General features: G+C 67.9%; 18 protein-coding genes. 6 read left to right on the forward strand and 12 right to left on the reverse strand.

What is annotated here, in order from left to right; all coding sequences use genetic code 11:
• Nucleotides 1-54: 54 nt before the first annotated feature.
• The gene (locus tag GTH22_RS14940) at nt 55-429 is read left to right on the forward strand and encodes a hypothetical protein (protein WP_252946312.1); all 375 of its coding nucleotides are present in this window, start codon (nt 55-57) and stop codon (nt 427-429) included.
• Between the two features lie 46 nt (nt 430-475).
• On the opposite strand, the gene GTH22_RS14945 is transcribed toward GTH22_RS14940, so the two are convergent.
• The 5 genes from GTH22_RS14945 to rplK all read right to left on the reverse strand — a co-directional run bounded on the left by GTH22_RS14945 (nt 476) and on the right by rplK (nt 3,784).
• Nucleotides 476-1,051, reverse strand: coding sequence for an SCO family protein (locus GTH22_RS14945; RefSeq protein ID WP_252946313.1), 576 nt, complete (start codon nt 1,049-1,051; stop codon nt 476-478).
• 23 nt (nt 1,052-1,074) lie between these two features.
• Nucleotides 1,075-2,040 (reverse strand): DUF1775 domain-containing protein, encoded by a 966-nt coding sequence (locus GTH22_RS14950; RefSeq protein WP_252946314.1) that lies wholly within the window; start codon nt 2,038-2,040, stop codon nt 1,075-1,077.
• 66 nt (nt 2,041-2,106) lie between these two features.
• Nucleotides 2,107-2,460, reverse strand: a complete 354-nt coding sequence (locus GTH22_RS14955) for a hypothetical protein (RefSeq protein ID WP_252946315.1) — start codon at nt 2,458-2,460, stop codon at nt 2,107-2,109.
• A 198-nt stretch (nt 2,461-2,658) separates the two neighbouring features.
• Nucleotides 2,659-3,357, reverse strand: coding sequence for a 50S ribosomal protein L1 (gene rplA / locus GTH22_RS14960; protein ID WP_252946316.1), 699 nt, complete (start codon nt 3,355-3,357; stop codon nt 2,659-2,661).
• A 1-nt stretch (nt 3,358) separates the two neighbouring features.
• Nucleotides 3,359-3,784, reverse strand: a complete 426-nt coding sequence (gene rplK, locus GTH22_RS14965) for a 50S ribosomal protein L11 (protein WP_252946317.1) — start codon at nt 3,782-3,784, stop codon at nt 3,359-3,361.
• Between the two features lie 350 nt (nt 3,785-4,134).
• Here rplK and GTH22_RS14970 point away from each other — a divergent pair, with 350 nt between their 5' ends.
• Nucleotides 4,135-4,482, forward strand: a complete 348-nt coding sequence (locus tag GTH22_RS14970; protein WP_252946318.1) for a hypothetical protein — start codon at nt 4,135-4,137, stop codon at nt 4,480-4,482.
• 73 nt (nt 4,483-4,555) lie between these two features.
• Here GTH22_RS14970 and GTH22_RS14975 read toward each other — a convergent pair whose 3' ends face one another.
• The 5 genes from GTH22_RS14975 to GTH22_RS14995 all read right to left on the reverse strand — a co-directional run bounded on the left by GTH22_RS14975 (nt 4,556) and on the right by GTH22_RS14995 (nt 8,892).
• On the reverse strand, nt 4,556-5,707 hold the full coding sequence (locus GTH22_RS14975; protein WP_252946319.1) for a hypothetical protein: 1,152 nt from the start codon (nt 5,705-5,707) through the stop codon (nt 4,556-4,558).
• Nucleotides 5,708-5,711: 4 nt separating this feature from the next.
• Nucleotides 5,712-6,245 carry a transcription termination/antitermination protein NusG gene (nusG, locus tag GTH22_RS14980; RefSeq protein ID WP_252946320.1) on the reverse strand — a complete coding sequence of 178 codons (534 nt, stop codon included), beginning with the start codon at nt 6,243-6,245 and terminating at the stop codon, nt 5,712-5,714.
• A gap of 170 nt (nt 6,246-6,415) precedes the next feature.
• Nucleotides 6,416-6,613, reverse strand: a complete 198-nt coding sequence (gene secE / locus GTH22_RS14985; RefSeq protein WP_252946321.1) for a preprotein translocase subunit SecE — start codon at nt 6,611-6,613, stop codon at nt 6,416-6,418.
• 110 nt (nt 6,614-6,723) lie between these two features.
• Nucleotides 6,724-7,761 (reverse strand): PQQ-binding-like beta-propeller repeat protein, encoded by a 1,038-nt coding sequence (locus tag GTH22_RS14990; RefSeq protein ID WP_252946322.1) that lies wholly within the window; start codon nt 7,759-7,761, stop codon nt 6,724-6,726.
• 96 nt (nt 7,762-7,857) lie between these two features.
• Nucleotides 7,858-8,892 (reverse strand): AraC family transcriptional regulator, encoded by a 1,035-nt coding sequence (locus tag GTH22_RS14995; RefSeq protein WP_252946323.1) that lies wholly within the window; start codon nt 8,890-8,892, stop codon nt 7,858-7,860.
• A 6-nt stretch (nt 8,893-8,898) separates the two neighbouring features.
• Here GTH22_RS14995 and GTH22_RS15000 point away from each other — a divergent pair, with 6 nt between their 5' ends.
• The gene (locus GTH22_RS15000; protein ID WP_252946324.1) at nt 8,899-9,660 is read left to right on the forward strand and encodes an SDR family NAD(P)-dependent oxidoreductase; all 762 of its coding nucleotides are present in this window, start codon (nt 8,899-8,901) and stop codon (nt 9,658-9,660) included.
• Between the two features lie 9 nt (nt 9,661-9,669).
• Here the strand turns inward: GTH22_RS15000 and GTH22_RS15005 are convergent, their stop codons facing one another.
• Together GTH22_RS15005 and GTH22_RS15010 are read right to left on the reverse strand one after the other, a co-directional pair.
• The gene (locus GTH22_RS15005) at nt 9,670-10,758 is read right to left on the reverse strand and encodes a phosphatase PAP2 family protein (RefSeq protein ID WP_252946325.1); all 1,089 of its coding nucleotides are present in this window, start codon (nt 10,756-10,758) and stop codon (nt 9,670-9,672) included.
• Between the two features lie 24 nt (nt 10,759-10,782).
• Nucleotides 10,783-11,769: a phosphatase PAP2 family protein gene (locus GTH22_RS15010; protein ID WP_252946326.1), complete on the reverse strand. Its 987-nt coding sequence runs from the start codon at nt 11,767-11,769 to the stop codon at nt 10,783-10,785.
• A gap of 152 nt (nt 11,770-11,921) precedes the next feature.
• On the opposite strand from GTH22_RS15010, the gene greA reads away from it, so the two are divergent.
• The 3 genes from greA to GTH22_RS15025 all read left to right on the forward strand — a co-directional run bounded on the left by greA (nt 11,922) and on the right by GTH22_RS15025 (nt 14,304).
• Nucleotides 11,922-12,392, forward strand: a complete 471-nt coding sequence (gene greA, locus GTH22_RS15015) for a transcription elongation factor GreA (RefSeq protein ID WP_252946327.1) — start codon at nt 11,922-11,924, stop codon at nt 12,390-12,392.
• 16 nt (nt 12,393-12,408) lie between these two features.
• Nucleotides 12,409-13,488, forward strand: coding sequence for a hypothetical protein (locus GTH22_RS15020; RefSeq protein ID WP_252946328.1), 1,080 nt, complete (start codon nt 12,409-12,411; stop codon nt 13,486-13,488).
• Between the two features lie 72 nt (nt 13,489-13,560).
• Entirely contained in the window at nt 13,561-14,304 is a 744-nt protein-coding gene (locus tag GTH22_RS15025; protein WP_252946329.1) for a TSUP family transporter, read from the forward strand.
• Nucleotides 14,305-14,308: the final 4 nt, after the last annotated feature.

The raw sequence follows: 14,308 nt of genomic DNA on the forward strand, positions 1-14,308 counted from the left end.
GTGCTTTCCCTTGGGTCATCGTGCATTCTTGTCGGATTAACGGAGGATTACATAATGCCCATTGCCCGCAGCATTCCATTTTTTGCCCTCGCAGCCCTCACTGCCTGTCTCAGCCTGCCACAGGTCGCCCGCACCCCCGGCGCGACCGTCCAGCAAATGCTTTCCGGCGCCAGCGTCGTCGGCGCGCTCGCCGATGGCACCTCCTACTGCGAGTTCCACGACCCCGGCGGGCTTGTGGTGGGCCGCGACACAGAGGTCTACGCCGGCACCTGGCGCATGAACGGCGACTCGATCTGCTACACCTACACAGGCGAGGCGACAGACTGCCAATTCGTCCAGATCAACGGCACCCGCGCCGTCTTCGTCGACATGCTCGGCGGCGCCACCCTGAGCCAGGGCAACATCGTGCCCGGCAACGTCTGCAGCTAGCAGCCCCATCGCGGAAGGAGCGGACCCCCGCCCCTTCCGCCAGGGCTCACTTCTCCAGCACCCGCCGGATCTTGCCCATCGCGCTCTCCAGCTCCTCCTGGTAGCGGATCGGCTCGAAGAAATTGCCGCGATCGTCGAACAGCAGCACGAAGGCCGAGTGGTCCATCGTGTAGCCCCCGCCCTCCAGCGGCACCTTCGAGGCATAGACCCGGAACGCCGCAATCGCCTTGTCGATCTCTTCGCGCGCCCCCGAGACGCCCACCACGCCCGGCACCCAGGACACGTAGTCCCCGATCACCTCCACCGTGTCCCGCTCCGGGTCGACCGTCACGAAATAGGTGCGCAACGGGTCGCGCCCCTCCTCGGCCAGCTCTGCCTGCCAGAGGTCGATATCCCCCAGCGTCGTCGGGCAGACCTCGGGGCAATGGGCAAAGCCGAAGAACACCGCCGTCGGCGCGCCCCGCAGGCTGGCCTCGGTGAAGGCCGCGCCGTCGGTCCCCTCCAGCACGTAATCCCCGTGCCCGAGATCAATCGAAGCCTCCGCGTTCATCCGTGGCGAGAGCCAGGCAAACCAGCCCACCGACGCCAGCGCCAGCAGCCCCAGCCCCGCGGTGAGCGACAAGGCCAACTTCTGCGCCCCGCCCATCAGTTGCCACCATGCCCGGCATGGGCACCACGCCCGCCGTGCCCACCACCGCCAATCTCACCCCGCGGCTTCACCGGAAACCGCAAGCGCAGCTCACCTGCCGTCTCGAAGACCAGCGTCACCTCGGCCACCTCCCCGGCGACCAACGGCCCCGAAAGCTCCGTGAACATCAGATGAAAGCCCCCCGGCTCCAGCACCACCGTCTCCCCGGCAGGGATCGGCAGGCCACCGGGCAGCGCGCGCATCTTCATCACGTCGCGCTCCATCGCCATCTCGTGGACCTCCACGCGCCCGGCCATGGAGCTGCGCGCGCCGATCAGCACATCGCCCTGCGTCCCGGTGTTGGTGATGGTCATGAAGCCCCCGGCCACCGGCTGGTTTGGCAGGGTCGCCGCCGCCGCAGGCGCGGTGATCTCCAGCGCCCCCAGCACCGCCTTCTCCGACGCACGACCATGCCCGCCATCGCCGGCCACGAGCCTTACGCCCGGCGCAGGCCCGGCCACGCCCTCCGCCCCGCTGGTGTCGGTCCACTCCACCGTGCCATTGGCACAGGTTTGAACTGCCGGAAAGAACATCACCGCGCCCGCCTCCATCTGCGGGCCAACCGCGCCGCGCAGGGTGAACTCGTCATAGAAGGCATCCGGCAGATCGCCCCCGCGCCACGTCACCGCCCGAACCCCCTCGGCCATCTCGGTGCCGTGGTTGTCATAGGGGGTGGCATAGGGGCCGGTCTCGGTTTCCAGCACCCAGCCCGCCTTGGGCATCGGCTTCACCGCGTAGAACCCCTCGGGGATCTCGATCCGCACCGCCTCGGTCGCCTCCCCCTCGCAACCGTGGGGCACCCGCAGGGTGATCTTGGTGGTCGCGCCAATGGCGGCTTCGCTCTGTTCAAGGGTGGCATGGGCCTGCGCCGCACCGGCAAGCAGGCCGAGGGCAAGCAGGGCCCCGGTCGATCTGGTCAACATCTTCGTCTCCATGAGAATCCGGGCGCAGGTCCGCCCCGCGCCAATAAGGTCAGTCGTTCGGAAAGCTCAGGAGAGGCGCGGCGGCGCCCGCGTGGTCACGTGATCGGCAATGTGCTGCGGCCCGCGCAGCAGGTCGGTGCCGCGCTGCTCGAGGATCACCCGCGCCAGACGGTCCACCGCATCGGGCGCGGCAAGGCGCGGCGGCTCGGGCAGCTTGTGGCAGAACGGGCAGTGATAGGCCCCGCCGAGGGCCATCTCGCCGCAAAGGTCATCCACCTCGAACCCGAGCGCCGAAATCTCCGCCGCTTCAATTGCGGCCTCCGAAGGCGGCCCCATGTGATGCGCCGAAACCGCCCCCATCACCGCCAACATCAAGGCGGCGGCATAGGCAATCAGGGTCTGGCGAAACGCGCGGGTCATGGCGCGGTGATGCCGCAAATGGCGGCCATGGGGAAGCGCCCGATGTGTCGCAGCCCAAGGGACGGCGGGTGGGGTGTCATCGCGCCAAAGGCGCGTAAAGAGCAAAAGGATGCGCAGGCCACGCAGGTCACCCGCCGCACCAACGAAAAAGGGCGAGCCACCCGGCCCGCCCCTCTCAAACTCATTCGCTGTCCGGGCTCAGTTGCCCAGCGCGTTGTCCACTTCGATGGTCACGCCCGGGCCCATGGTCGAAGAAATCGCGATCTTCGTCATGTAGGTGCCCTTCGCACCGGTCGGCTTGGCCTTGGAAACGGCGTCCACGAAGGCGCGCACGTTTTCAACCAGCTTGCCCTCGTCGAACGAGGCCTTGCCGATGCCCGCATGCACAACCCCGGCCTTCTCGGCCTTGAACTGCACTTCACCGCCCTTGGCGGCTTCCACGGCTTCCTTCACGTCCATCGTCACGGTGCCGACCTTGGGGTTCGGCATCAGGTTGCGCGGACCAAGCACCTTACCCAGACGGCCGACGATCGGCATCATGTCGGGGGTGGCGATGCAGCGATCGAAGTCGATCTTGCCGCCCTGAACGATTTCCATCAGGTCTTCCGCGCCCACGATGTCGGCGCCGGCCTTCTTGGCCTCGTCAGCCTTGTCGCCACGGGCGAACACGGCCACGCGAACTTCCTTGCCGGTGCCGTTGGGCAGGGCAACCTTGCCACGCACCATCTGGTCGGCGTGGCGCGGGTCGACGCCGAGGTTCATGGCAATCTCGACGGTCTCGTCGAACTTGGCGCTCGCATTGCCCTTCACCAGGGCCACGGCTTCTTCCACGGTCAGGTCCAGCTTGCCTTCAAAGGCTTCGCGGGCGGCGCGGGTACGTTTTCCGAGTTTTGCCATCTTACTTCACCTCGATGCCCATGGACGTCGCAGAACCGACGATGATCTTCATCGCGCCTTCGATGTCGTTGGCGTTCAGATCTTTCATCTTGGCTTCGGCGATCTCGCGCACCTGGGCAACGGTCACGCTGCCGACAGTCTCGCGGGAGGGGTTGTTGGCCCCCGATTTCACCTTGGCCGCCTTCTTCAGATAGTAAGACGCGGGGGGCGTCTTGATATCCATCGAGAACGACTTGTCCTGGTAGTAGGTGATCACGGTCGGGCAGGGGGCACCCTGCTCCATTTCCTGCGTCTTGGCGTTGAACGCCTTGCAGAATTCCATGATGTTGATGCCGCGCTGACCCAGCGCCGGACCAACCGGCGGAGAGGGGTTTGCTTGTCCGGCGGGCACCTGAAGCTTCATGGTGCCGGCAATCTTCTTGGCCATTTGGGCCTCCTTTGCTCAACGGCAGCCCAACGCGACGGGCCGCCTGTCTGTTGACGTGGTCCGGCTTGGCACCCGCGAGCGCCGCCCCTCCCACGCGATTCGGCCCCGCCATGGCGGCGGGGGACGAAGGAAGCCGCGTCATAGGAGCATTTCGCCCTTGCGTCAAACGCTCAATGGCCCGGCCTTGCCACACCTGCCACCGCCGCCCGCCACCTTCCGCCCACCGGCCTGTCACGCTGACGCAACGACATCTCCCCAGCCGCAGGATTGCCGCAATCCCGCCCCGATCCCGCCGGATGCGGGCTTATTGTGGGTCAGGTAGCGATAGCACCAGGCAAGGAGCCGTTCAGATGATGCATTCAGACAGCGAAACCTTCAAAGCCGCCAACCCCGCAGGCGCCTGGCTTGCCGTGAGCTACCGTCTCGACGACATCCGCGGCGCCACCCCGGGCCGCACCACCGCCCGCGAGTTCTGCGAAGAGGCCATGGTGCTGATCGAGGCCTCGCTGGAAATGGCCGAGCTGGGCCGGAGCACCGGCACCCAGGAAATGCCCAACGGCGACGACACCGGCGCCCTCTGGATCGGCTTTTCCGTGGCCGATGCCGACCGCGCCGAAGCGGTGATCCGCAGCACCGTCGAAGGCACCAGCTACAGCGGCTTCACCGCGATCTCCCGCGCCGATCCCGCCGCCGCCTGACCGCCGGCGGCCACACATCTCACGGCCGGGCCTCCGCTGCCCGGCCTTTCCGCGTCTGCCTCGATGCGTGTCCTCAATGTGAGTAATGGGCCTTCAGGGTCCGCTGCGCCGGCCCGTTGACCTCGGGGTCTTCCATCGCGGCGAGGCGCTCCAGCACCGGGGCCATCCCCTCCACCCGCGCCTGCATCTCGGTGGCGCACATCATCGCCTCCCAGCCGTGGCCCGCGTCGATCATCCGGGTGATGAACGCGGGCGCATGGCAAAACCCCTCGTGCACATAGAACCAGAAGCTCTGCGCACTCGGCAGATAGGGCTCCTCGTCCCCCTTCGACAGAACCTCCAGCACCCAGCCCTGCACGTCGAACCTCGGCAGCTCCTTTTGCAGCATGTCGAACGGCCCGCCCATGTCGGCGTCGATCCCCTGCAGGAACCCCCCCGCCACGATCCGCCGATGGCCCTTCACGGCCGAGATGTGGTCGAGCGCCCAAGGCAGTGGCTTGGGGGTGGAGCGGGTGAACAGCTCAAAGGCGTAGAGCGTGCCGAAATAGACCCCGGCGGCCCCGGCCACCAGCGGATGCGGGTCTTCGAGCTGCGGCAGCACCTCGGCCACGCAATTCTCCCACGTCAGCCGCTGGCTGCCCTGCTCGGCGAGGGTCGACAGGGCAAAGGCCCGGTGCAACGCGGCATGGTCGGCGGGGGCCACCTCCGCCAGCCAGGCGTCGATGATCTGCGCAAAGGGGGCGAGCGGAAACTCATGCGCCGTCCAGCAGAAGGAAAGATGCGCCAGCGGCCTGTCGCCAAAGGCGGCGGCGAGGTGGTCGAGCCAGGGGCGCGCAAGGGCGCGGGCCTCGTCGCTGTCGAGCGGCACATGGGGCACGGGCACCGGCTCCGCCGGCGCGCCCGCCGGCATCTCCCGGCCCAGCGCCACGGCGCGGGTGATCGCGTGCTGCACATGCGCCCGGTGCCGCGCACCCTCGTCAAAGAAACTGGTCGTGATCAGCTCCGCCGCCTTGCGGCGAATGCGCTCGCCCGGCCAGTCGGCGGACAGCGCGGGCGGCGGGCCGTTCAGCCCCAGCACCCTGTAGCAGACATGAAAAAGCCGCCGGAACTCGGCGGCTTTCACTTCGGATGGGCGGCTGGCCTTTAGCTCTGAAAGCGCGGCCTCCAGCCCCTCGGTCTCGGTCAGCGCGGCTTCGGCGCGGGTCAGGGCCTCGCCAAAGCTCATGCCCTCAGGTCTGCTTCGTGACCTGGGTGAACTCCAGCTCGACAGGCGTCGCCCGGCCAAAGATCGACACGGTCACCTTCAGGCGCTGGCCGTCGTCGTCGACCTCCTCCACGTTGCCGCTGAAGCCCTCGAACGGCCCGTCGGTCACGTTCACATTCTCGCCCACCTCGAAGGTGATCAGGCTGCGCGGCGCGGCATCGCTCTCCTCGACACGGCCCAAGATCGCCTCGACCTCGCTGTCGCGCATCGGCATCGGGCGGCCCTGCGGCCCCAGAAACCCGGTGACCCGGTTGATCGAGGTGATCAGGTGATAGCCCGCATCGCTCATGTCCATCCGCACCAGCACGTAGCCGGGCATGAACCGCCGCTCGGCGGTGACTTTCTTGCCCCGGCGCACCTCGATGACCTCTTCGGTCGGCACCAGCACCTCTTCGATCTCGTCGGTCAGCCCACCGGCCTCCGCATCCGTCCGGATCTGCTCGGCCACCTTCTTCTCGAAGTTCGAGAGAACCGCCACCGAATACCACCGCTTCGCCATGTCAAACCTGCTTGTCTGTTGGCCCCTCACCGGGGCGCGTCAATCCGACTCCCCGATAAAAAACGGGCGCGCCGTCGATTCGGGCGCGCCATGTTTTCGGGGATTGAAAGCGGGATAAACCGATGGGCCGGTGATTTCAAGTAGGGTGGGTGAAACCCACCAAACGCATCCTACCCGAACAGCCCGAGGATCTGGGTCAGCCCGGTGCGGATCATCCAGTCGACGAAAAAGAAGAACACGCCGGTCAGCAGCGCCATGATGAACACCATCACCGTCGTCAGCACCACCTCGCGGCGGCTCGGCCACACGACCTTGCCCACCTCGGTGCGGACCTGCTGGATGAACTGAAGCGGATTGGCGCTGGCCATGGGGTGCTCTTTCCTCGGGTATCGTTCCGGGGGCACTTACGGGCTTCGCGTGGCGATTTCAAGGCTCACGGTGCCGCATCACGCGGCACCGTGGCGCGCACTCCCCCTGCTCAGTAGACCGGATATGCCGTCGCCGTGCCCGCCGCCCGGTCGATCACCACCAGCCGCCAGCCATCGGTCACCGCCACCACCCGGCCATCGGGCAGGTACTCGAAGCCCTGGGTCTTCTCGAACCAGCCGGGCAGGTCTTCCACGCCCAGCGTCAGCGGGGCGCCACCGGCGACGGGGATGAAGCTCACCTTGCCACCATCGCCCGCCACGATCTCGGTGCCATCGGGGCTGATCTCGGCATAATCGCCATTGGTGCGCTGGAGGTCGAGCATCGTCACCTCGCCGGCGGCATCCGCCACCATCGGGTCGCTGCCGGGCTTGAGGTAGAACACCTGCTCGCCCACCGCGCGCACATCGTCAAAGTTCGAGCCGCTGTACCAGCTCCCGGTCGCCGCGGTCGTGCCCGCCTCCAGATCGACCTTCAGAAGCTGCGCCACGTAGCCATCGTGCTTCTTGCGAAAGATCTCCTTGTCGAGCCCCTTCACATCGTCGCCCGGTTTTTCCTTGGTCTCGTCCTCGCTCTTTTCCTGCCGGGTGATCGCATAGAGCATGGTGCCGTCATCGCTGAGGCCCGCGCTGTCGATCTGCGTTCCCTCCGGCGTCGCCACGGTCTTCTGCTGCCCGCCGGTGGTGGCGTCGATCACCGTGATCTCCGATCCGCCCGACACCCCGCGCCAGGTCACGATCCGGTTCGCCTCGGGGCGGAACGCCATGTCGCGCACCCGCTGGATCTCCCATTTCTTGCTCATGTCGGCGGCGGCATAGGCGGTCAGCATGTCGTCGCTGTCGAGCACGTAGACAAGGCTGCCGTCGGCCGAGTGATCCATCCAAACCGGCATCGCCGGGCTCCAGATCCGCTCCTTCACCTCGAAGGTTGCGGCGTCGATCACATAGATCACCCGGTTGTCGCCGCCCGCCAGCAGGGTGGCGCCATCGGGGCTGAGGGAAAATCCGCCAAGGCCGCCCGAGGGCAGGTTGGCGGCGGCGGGCAGGGCAAGGGTGGTCGATAGGGCAAGAGCCGCAACAATGCGCTTCATGGAAATGTCTCCGGTTGAATGACTTGGTCTAACGCGCGCAAGGCTGGCAGGCCATTTCCGCTCGGTCAAGCCCCGGAGGCTCCGGCGCAGGGTCGCTCAGACCCGCACCGCCTCGCGCATCACCCGGCTCGGCGGCGCGCCGAACATCCGGCTGAACTCGCGGCTGAACTGGGTCGGGCTCTCGTAGCCCACCGCAAAGGCCGCCTGGCTCACACCCTGCCCCTGCGCCTCGATCAGCCGCCGCGCCTCCACCAGCCGCAACTGCTTCTGGAACTGGAGCGGCGTGGTGCCGGTCAGGGTCTTGAAGTGGTCATGGAAGGTCGAGGCCGACATGCCCGCCAGCTTCGCCAGCGGCGCCACCCGCAGCGGCGCGGTGTAGCTGCGGCGGATCTCGGCGGTGGCGCGGGCGATGCGCGCCACGTGGCTGTCGTGCCGCGCCAATGCGGCCAATGCGGGGCCGTGCGACGAGTTCAGCAGCCAGAAATGCAGCTCCCGCAGGATCAGCGGCGCAAGCTGGCCGATCGCGGCGGGCGTGTCCTTCAGCCGGAACAGCCGCGTCAGCCCGTCCATCAGCGCCGCATCCGCCACCCCCTGGCTCACCGGCTCCACCGGCCCCTCCGCCGTGGTCTCGCCGCCTGCCGACAGCTCGGCCAGCAGGCCGACGTCGATCTTCAGCGCCAGCGACAGGTAGGGCGCCTCCAGCACCCGCGCCCGGGTCGGCAGATCGAAGGAAATCAACGAGCTCTCGCCCGCCCGGAAGGCATAGGGCACCTCGCGTGACCACACCTCCTTGGCGCCGCGCAGCACCACGCAGAGCACCGGCTCGTAAACCACCGGCACCAGCTCCGTCACCTGCTCGCAGCGCATCAGCATCAGCCCCGGCACGCCGACGGGCATTGGCATGTCACCGCCGCCAAGTCGGTCGGCATGGTCGTTCAGGGCAGCGATCAACGCGCGGTGCTCCATCGGCACGGCTCCTCTGGTGGTCTTCAGGAAGATGCGGCAGAGGCGGCGGCTTTCAACAGGGGGCGCCGCCCGGTTTCGGAGGATCGGGCAGGTTCGGCGGAGGATGCAGCAGGCCGAGGCGGCAGGGGCGGCCCATTTCAGCGGCATCGACACAACGCAGGACATCAGACCATGCCTACCAAAACCCCCATCGCCCTCATCACCGGTGGCAGCCGCGGCCTCGGCCGCGCCATGGCCACCCACCTCGCGCAAGCCGGGGTCGCGCCGATCATCACCTACAAGTCCAACACCGAGGCTGCCGATGAGGTGCTCGCCGCCGCCCGCGCCGCCGGGGTCGAGGCCGCCGCGCTGCAACTCGACACCGAAGACACCGCCAGCTTCGCCGCCTTCGCGCAGGCCCTCCCCGAGACCCTCGCCACCCTCGGCGGCACCCGGCTCGACATTCTGGTGAACAACGCCGGCTACGGCGCCCACACCCTGATCGGCGAAACCTCCGAGGCCGACTTCGACGCGATGATGCAAGTGCACGTCAAAGGCCCCTACTTCCTCACCCAAGCCCTGCTGCCCCTGCTCTCCGACGGCGCGCGGGTGCTCAACGTCTCCTCCGGCCTCACCCGGTTTTCCTTCCCCGGCATGGCGGCCTATGCCATGGCCAAGGGCGCGGTCGAGGTGATGACCCACTACATGGCCCGCGAACTCGGGCCCCGCGGCATCGCCGTCAACACCCTGGCCCCCGGCGCGATCGAAACCGACTTCGGCGGCGGCATGGTCCGCGACGACCCCGAGATGAAGGCCCGCGTGTCGGAAATGTCGGCCATGGGCCGCCCCGGTCTGCCCGAGGACATCGGCAACGCGGTCGCCGCCCTGCTCGCCGGGCCGAGCAACTGGATCACCGGCCAGCGGATCGAGGCCTCCGGCGGCACCCTGCTCTGAAGCTCGCCCCTACTCGGCCGGGGCCATCGCTCCGGCCGGGTCTGCCGCCCGCCGGCCGTCGCGCCGCTTCAGCGCGGCCCAGACCAGCCCGACCACCGCGATCGAGGCATAGCCGTCCACCGCGTAGTGATAGCCGGTGTAGACCGACAGGAAGAGCACCACCGCAAGGTAAAGAAGCCCCGCCACCCCCAGCCACCGGCTGCGCTCGGCAAGGTAGATCGCCGCCACGCCGGCCACCGCCACATGCACGCTCGGAAAGGCCGAGATGCCGGGGCCGATATAGTTGTTCCCGGTCGCGTAAAGCTCCCACAGCGCCTGCTGGGTCATCCCGATCACGGTCTGCCCGATGCCGCCGTCCTCCAGCACCTCGATCAGCCCGGCAAAGCGCTCGCCCCCCAGCAGCCGGTCATAAAAGATCGGCCCCACCGACAGGCCCGAAAGCGCCAGCACATTGCCGATCACGACCCAGGCCACGAGGTAGAGCACCAGAAAGCGCTTCACCCGCGCCCGGTCGCTGTCGAGCAGCACCAGTAGCACCGGAAACAGCAGCGCCCAGACGCCCCAGATCTTGGTATAGGCCAGAAACAGCCTCTGCCCCTCGCCCATGCCGATCAGCCCGTGCGCCCAGACCCAGGGCGCGCCGCCATGCAGCGCCTCGTCGAGATCGGCAAGGAAAGGGTCGGCAAAGAACGGCAGGATCATCGGCATCACGCTCTTCATCATGGTGAAGCCGGTCTGCAACGCCACGCAGGCCACAAAGACCTTGGCCAGCGCCGCGCCCCGCAGCCGGATCCGCTGCCAGCCGATCACGAAGAACAGCACCAGCAGCACAGGGAAGATCCCCAGCAGCACATCGCGGATGAAGTGAAAGAACCGGCTCCCGCCGCCCAGGGCCGGGCTCACCATCGACTGGAAGTCCACAAGGCAGCCCACGGCCACCATGGCGGCGACGAGGTAGATCAGCGCAAACCGCAAGAACCACGAGACCACGCCTGCCTCGAAGGGCTCGTCCGCCCCCCTGCGCAGATGTGCAATCGCCGTGCCGATCATGGCCGCAAACCCCTCGATAGCCCCAGTCGCCCGCGCGTCGGGCGTCATCCTTCCGGGGTGGTGCCAGAAAAATCAGATGGTTTCGGGGCTCAATTCGGCCATTTCCGGGGCGGATCGCGCCGCCTGCCGGCGCCGCACCACGGCCCATGTGGTGAGGGTCACCGCAATCGAGGCATAGCCATCCACCGCGTAATGCCAGCCCAGATGCACCGACAGGATCTGAAACGCCGCCGTCAGCGCCACCGCCACCGGCGCCAGCCAGCGGGCGCGTTCGTAGAGATAGAGCGAGAGCACGCAGGCCATGCCCACATGTACGCTCGGAAAGGCCGATATTCCCGAGCCCACGCCCTGGGTGCCGCTGTCGTAAACGCCCCACAGGAAGTCCTGCACCTGCCCGGTCATGCTGGCGGCAATCCCGCTGTCGGCCAAGGCCTGCGCCAGCCCGGCAAAGCGGTCGCCGCCCAGCAGCCGGTCGTAGTAAACCGGCCCGGCCGACATGCCGGCCAGCGCCAGCCCCGAGCCCAGCACGGCCCAGCCCACGGCATAGAGCAGCAAAAAGCGGCCCACCCGCGCGCGGTCGCCGTCGAACAGCACGAGGATCACCGGCAGATACATCGCCGGCACGATCCAGATGCCCATGTAGAGCGTCACCGCCGCGGCGGGCGGGATCCATGCGGCCACGGCATGGGTCAGCACATAGGGGTCCACCCCGCCATGCAGCACCCGGTCGATCCCGGCCAGCGCCGGGTCGGCCCAGAACGGCAGGGCATAGGGCAGGCTGGTCTTGACCAACGTGAAGGTCAGGAAGAACAGGTTGCACACCATCAGCACGATCACGGCGCGCGGAATCCGCGCCATGAACTCGCCCCGCGGCAGCACCAGGAACAGCGCCGCAAAGGCCAGCACCAGCCACCACGCCTTCTGGAAGAAAAACAGCACCGTCGCCGGAAGTGCGGCCACCAGACCACCGATCAGCGCCACCGGATCATCGCGCACCAGCGCCACGAAGACGATGCCCGCGAGAAAGTAGATCGCCACGAATCTCAGGAAGTTGCGCATGAACCGCCCACCTGTATCTGCCCTGTTCCGGCCCTGCCCGTTTTCCGCCATCCTACCCCGGCAACCCTTTCCGGACTATTGACTTTCCCCGCCCCGATTGAGTTAACAGCCTGAGTGTTGCCCTTTCTCCCAGTGAAAGTTCCGCCAATCCGATGGACAAGATACCGATGACCCGCGCGGGCCATACCGCGCTTGATACCGAACTCAAGAAGCTCAAGAGCGTTGAGCGTCCGGCGATCATCAAGGCGATCGCGGAGGCCCGCGAGCATGGCGACCTCTCGGAAAATGCCGAGTATCATTCCGCCAAGGAAAAGCAGAGCTTCATCGAGGGACGGATCAAGGAGATCGAGGGCGTGCTCTCGCTGGCCGAGGTCATCGACCCGTCGCGCCTCTCGGGCACCATCAAGTTCGGCGCCACCGTCACCGTGGCCGACGAAGACACCGACCAGGAAAAGACCTGGCAGATCGTGGGCGAGCACGAGGCCGACATCGAGCGCGGCCTGCTCAACATCAAGTCGCCCATCGCGCGGGCGCTGATCGGCAAGGACGAGGGCGACAGCGTCGAGGTTCGCACACCGGGCGGCGACAAGAGCTACGAAGTCCTGAGCATCAAATACGTCTGACAGGAGCCTGCGGGGCGTGAGCGAGGCCGAGAACAGCACACGCTCCACAGCGAGCATGACGGGCCAGCCCATGCGGGTGCAGCCCGCCCCCATCCGCACGGCCCAGGGCGGGCCGGAGGCGGGGGGGCGCGGCTTCGGCTCGGCAGAGTTCATCGGTATCGGCCTCACCCTCGTCTGGGGCCTGCTGGTCGGCGGGTTCTTCCTGCTGATCCCCGAGGGCGAGGCCGCCTTCGACCCGATCATCTTCACCATGACCCTCTTCGCCGTCTTCATGCCGGTGGCGCTGATCTGGGTCGGCATCACCGCCGCCCGCAACGCCCGGATCATGCGCGAGGAGAGCACCCGCCTGACCGCCGCCGTCGATGCCCTGCGCTCCAGCTATGTCAGCCAGGCCCAGGGCGAGCGCCCCGATGCCCGCTCCGGTGCGGTGGAGCGCAAGCTCGACGAGCTGGTAACCGCCCAGCGCAATTCCGAGGCCGCGCTGGCGCGCATCGCCTCCCGCGCCGGTCTGGCCGCCGAGGTGCCCCTGCCCGGCAAGCCCGCCCTCTCCCGCCCCGAGCCCGCCCCCGAGGCCGAGGCCCAGCCCACCTTCGACCTCGGCACACCCGCCGTCACCGGGGCCGCGCCGATCTCGGTCGAGGAGTTCACCCGCGCGCTGAACTTCCCCGAGAACGAAAAGGACAAGGCCGGCTTCGCCGCGCTCCGCAAGGCCCTGCGCGACCCCACGATCTCGGGGCTGGTGCATTCGGCGCAAGACGTGCTCACCCTGCTCTCCGAAGACGGCATCTACATGGACGACCTCACCCCCGAACCCGCCCGCCCCGCGGTCTGGCGCAAGTTCGGCGAGGGCCGTCGCGGCGAGGAGATCGCCGGCATGGACGGCGTGCGCGACCGCTCCTGCCTCGCCCTGACATCGGGCCGGATGCGCGCCGACCCGATCTTCCGCGACGCCGCCCACCACTTCCTGCGCAAGTTCGACCAGACCTTCGCCGCCTTCGCCGAAACCGCCTCCGACACAGAGATTCTCTCGGTCTCCGAAACCCGCACCGCCCGCGCCTTCATGCTGCTCGGCAAGGTCTCGGGCACCTTCGACTAGGCCCCGGCCGATCCTGCGCCGCCTCGTCCCCGGCGTCCGTCCCGCCCCAGAGCCCCCGGAGCCCCTCCCACCGTGGCCATAGACCTCACCCAGCTGCTTCCGCCCCTCCTTCCATGGCTCGTCTGCGCCATGGCCGTGATCTGCGGCACCGTGCTCCAGAAGCTCGCAGGGGCGGGCTTCGGCATGATCGCCGCTCCCACCATGACCCTCGCCGCGCCCGACTGGGTGCCGGGCACCATCCTGCTGCTCGGCGTCCTCTCGGGCATCGGCTCGTTTCTGGGCACCCGCGATGCCGTCATCCGTTCCGACCTGCCCCCCGGCTTTGCAGGCCGCCTGCTCGGTGCGGTCTTCGCCGCCTTCATCGCAAGTGCCGTCGTCGGCACCGACATGCTGCCGGTCATCGTCGCGCTCGTCGTGCTGCTCGCGGTCGCCCTCAACCTCGCCGGCCTCTCCATCGCCATCACCCCCAAAACCCTCTTCGGCGCGGGGGCGGTGGCCGGGGTCATGGGCACCCTCACCGGGATCGGCGCGCCGCCCATGGCCATTCTCTACTCCGGCGTCGAGGCGCGCCGGTCGGCCGCCACGCAAAACGCCTTCTTCGGCTTCGGAATGGTCATCTCCATCGCCGCGCTCGCCTTCGCGGGCCTGATGCGCGCGCCGCAGATCGCGCTGGCCGTCACCCTCGCGCCCCTCGTCCCGCTGACGCTGGTGGCGGTGCGCCCGCTGGTGGCGCGCTTCGAAAAGGGTTCGATCCGCCCCTGGGCGCTCGGGCTGGCGACGCTCTCCGCCGTCATCCTGCTGGCAAAGGCGCTCTGAGCGC

Origin of the sequence: Oceanicola sp. 502str15, from assembly GCF_024105635.1 — a bacterium.
Classification (GTDB): Bacteria; Pseudomonadota; Alphaproteobacteria; order Rhodobacterales; family Rhodobacteraceae; genus Vannielia.

Excerpts from the sequence above, each read along its gene's own strand:
- GTH22_RS14940 (WP_252946312.1), top strand. The coding sequence starts at position 55 with ATGCCCATTGCCCGCAGCATTCCATTTTTTGCCCTCGCAGCCCTCACT.
- GTH22_RS14950 (WP_252946314.1), bottom strand. The coding sequence starts at position 2,040 with ATGTTGACCAGATCGACCGGGGCCCTGCTTGCCCTCGGCCTGCTTGCC.
- GTH22_RS14955 (WP_252946315.1), bottom strand. The coding sequence starts at position 2,460 with ATGACCCGCGCGTTTCGCCAGACCCTGATTGCCTATGCCGCCGCCTTG.
- rplA (WP_252946316.1), bottom strand. The coding sequence starts at position 3,357 with ATGGCAAAACTCGGAAAACGTACCCGCGCCGCCCGCGAAGCCTTTGAA.
- rplK (WP_252946317.1), bottom strand. The coding sequence starts at position 3,784 with ATGGCCAAGAAGATTGCCGGCACCATGAAGCTTCAGGTGCCCGCCGGA.
- GTH22_RS14970 (WP_252946318.1), top strand. The coding sequence starts at position 4,135 with ATGATGCATTCAGACAGCGAAACCTTCAAAGCCGCCAACCCCGCAGGC.
- GTH22_RS14975 (WP_252946319.1), bottom strand. The coding sequence starts at position 5,707 with ATGAGCTTTGGCGAGGCCCTGACCCGCGCCGAAGCCGCGCTGACCGAG.
- nusG (WP_252946320.1), bottom strand. The coding sequence starts at position 6,245 with ATGGCGAAGCGGTGGTATTCGGTGGCGGTTCTCTCGAACTTCGAGAAG.
- secE (WP_252946321.1), bottom strand. The coding sequence starts at position 6,613 with ATGGCCAGCGCCAATCCGCTTCAGTTCATCCAGCAGGTCCGCACCGAG.
- GTH22_RS14990 (WP_252946322.1), bottom strand. The coding sequence starts at position 7,761 with ATGAAGCGCATTGTTGCGGCTCTTGCCCTATCGACCACCCTTGCCCTG.
- GTH22_RS14995 (WP_252946323.1), bottom strand. The coding sequence starts at position 8,892 with ATGTCCTGCGTTGTGTCGATGCCGCTGAAATGGGCCGCCCCTGCCGCC.
- GTH22_RS15000 (WP_252946324.1), top strand. The coding sequence starts at position 8,899 with ATGCCTACCAAAACCCCCATCGCCCTCATCACCGGTGGCAGCCGCGGC.
- GTH22_RS15005 (WP_252946325.1), bottom strand. The coding sequence starts at position 10,758 with ATGACGCCCGACGCGCGGGCGACTGGGGCTATCGAGGGGTTTGCGGCC.
- GTH22_RS15010 (WP_252946326.1), bottom strand. The coding sequence starts at position 11,769 with ATGCGCAACTTCCTGAGATTCGTGGCGATCTACTTTCTCGCGGGCATC.
- greA (WP_252946327.1), top strand. The coding sequence starts at position 11,922 with ATGGACAAGATACCGATGACCCGCGCGGGCCATACCGCGCTTGATACC.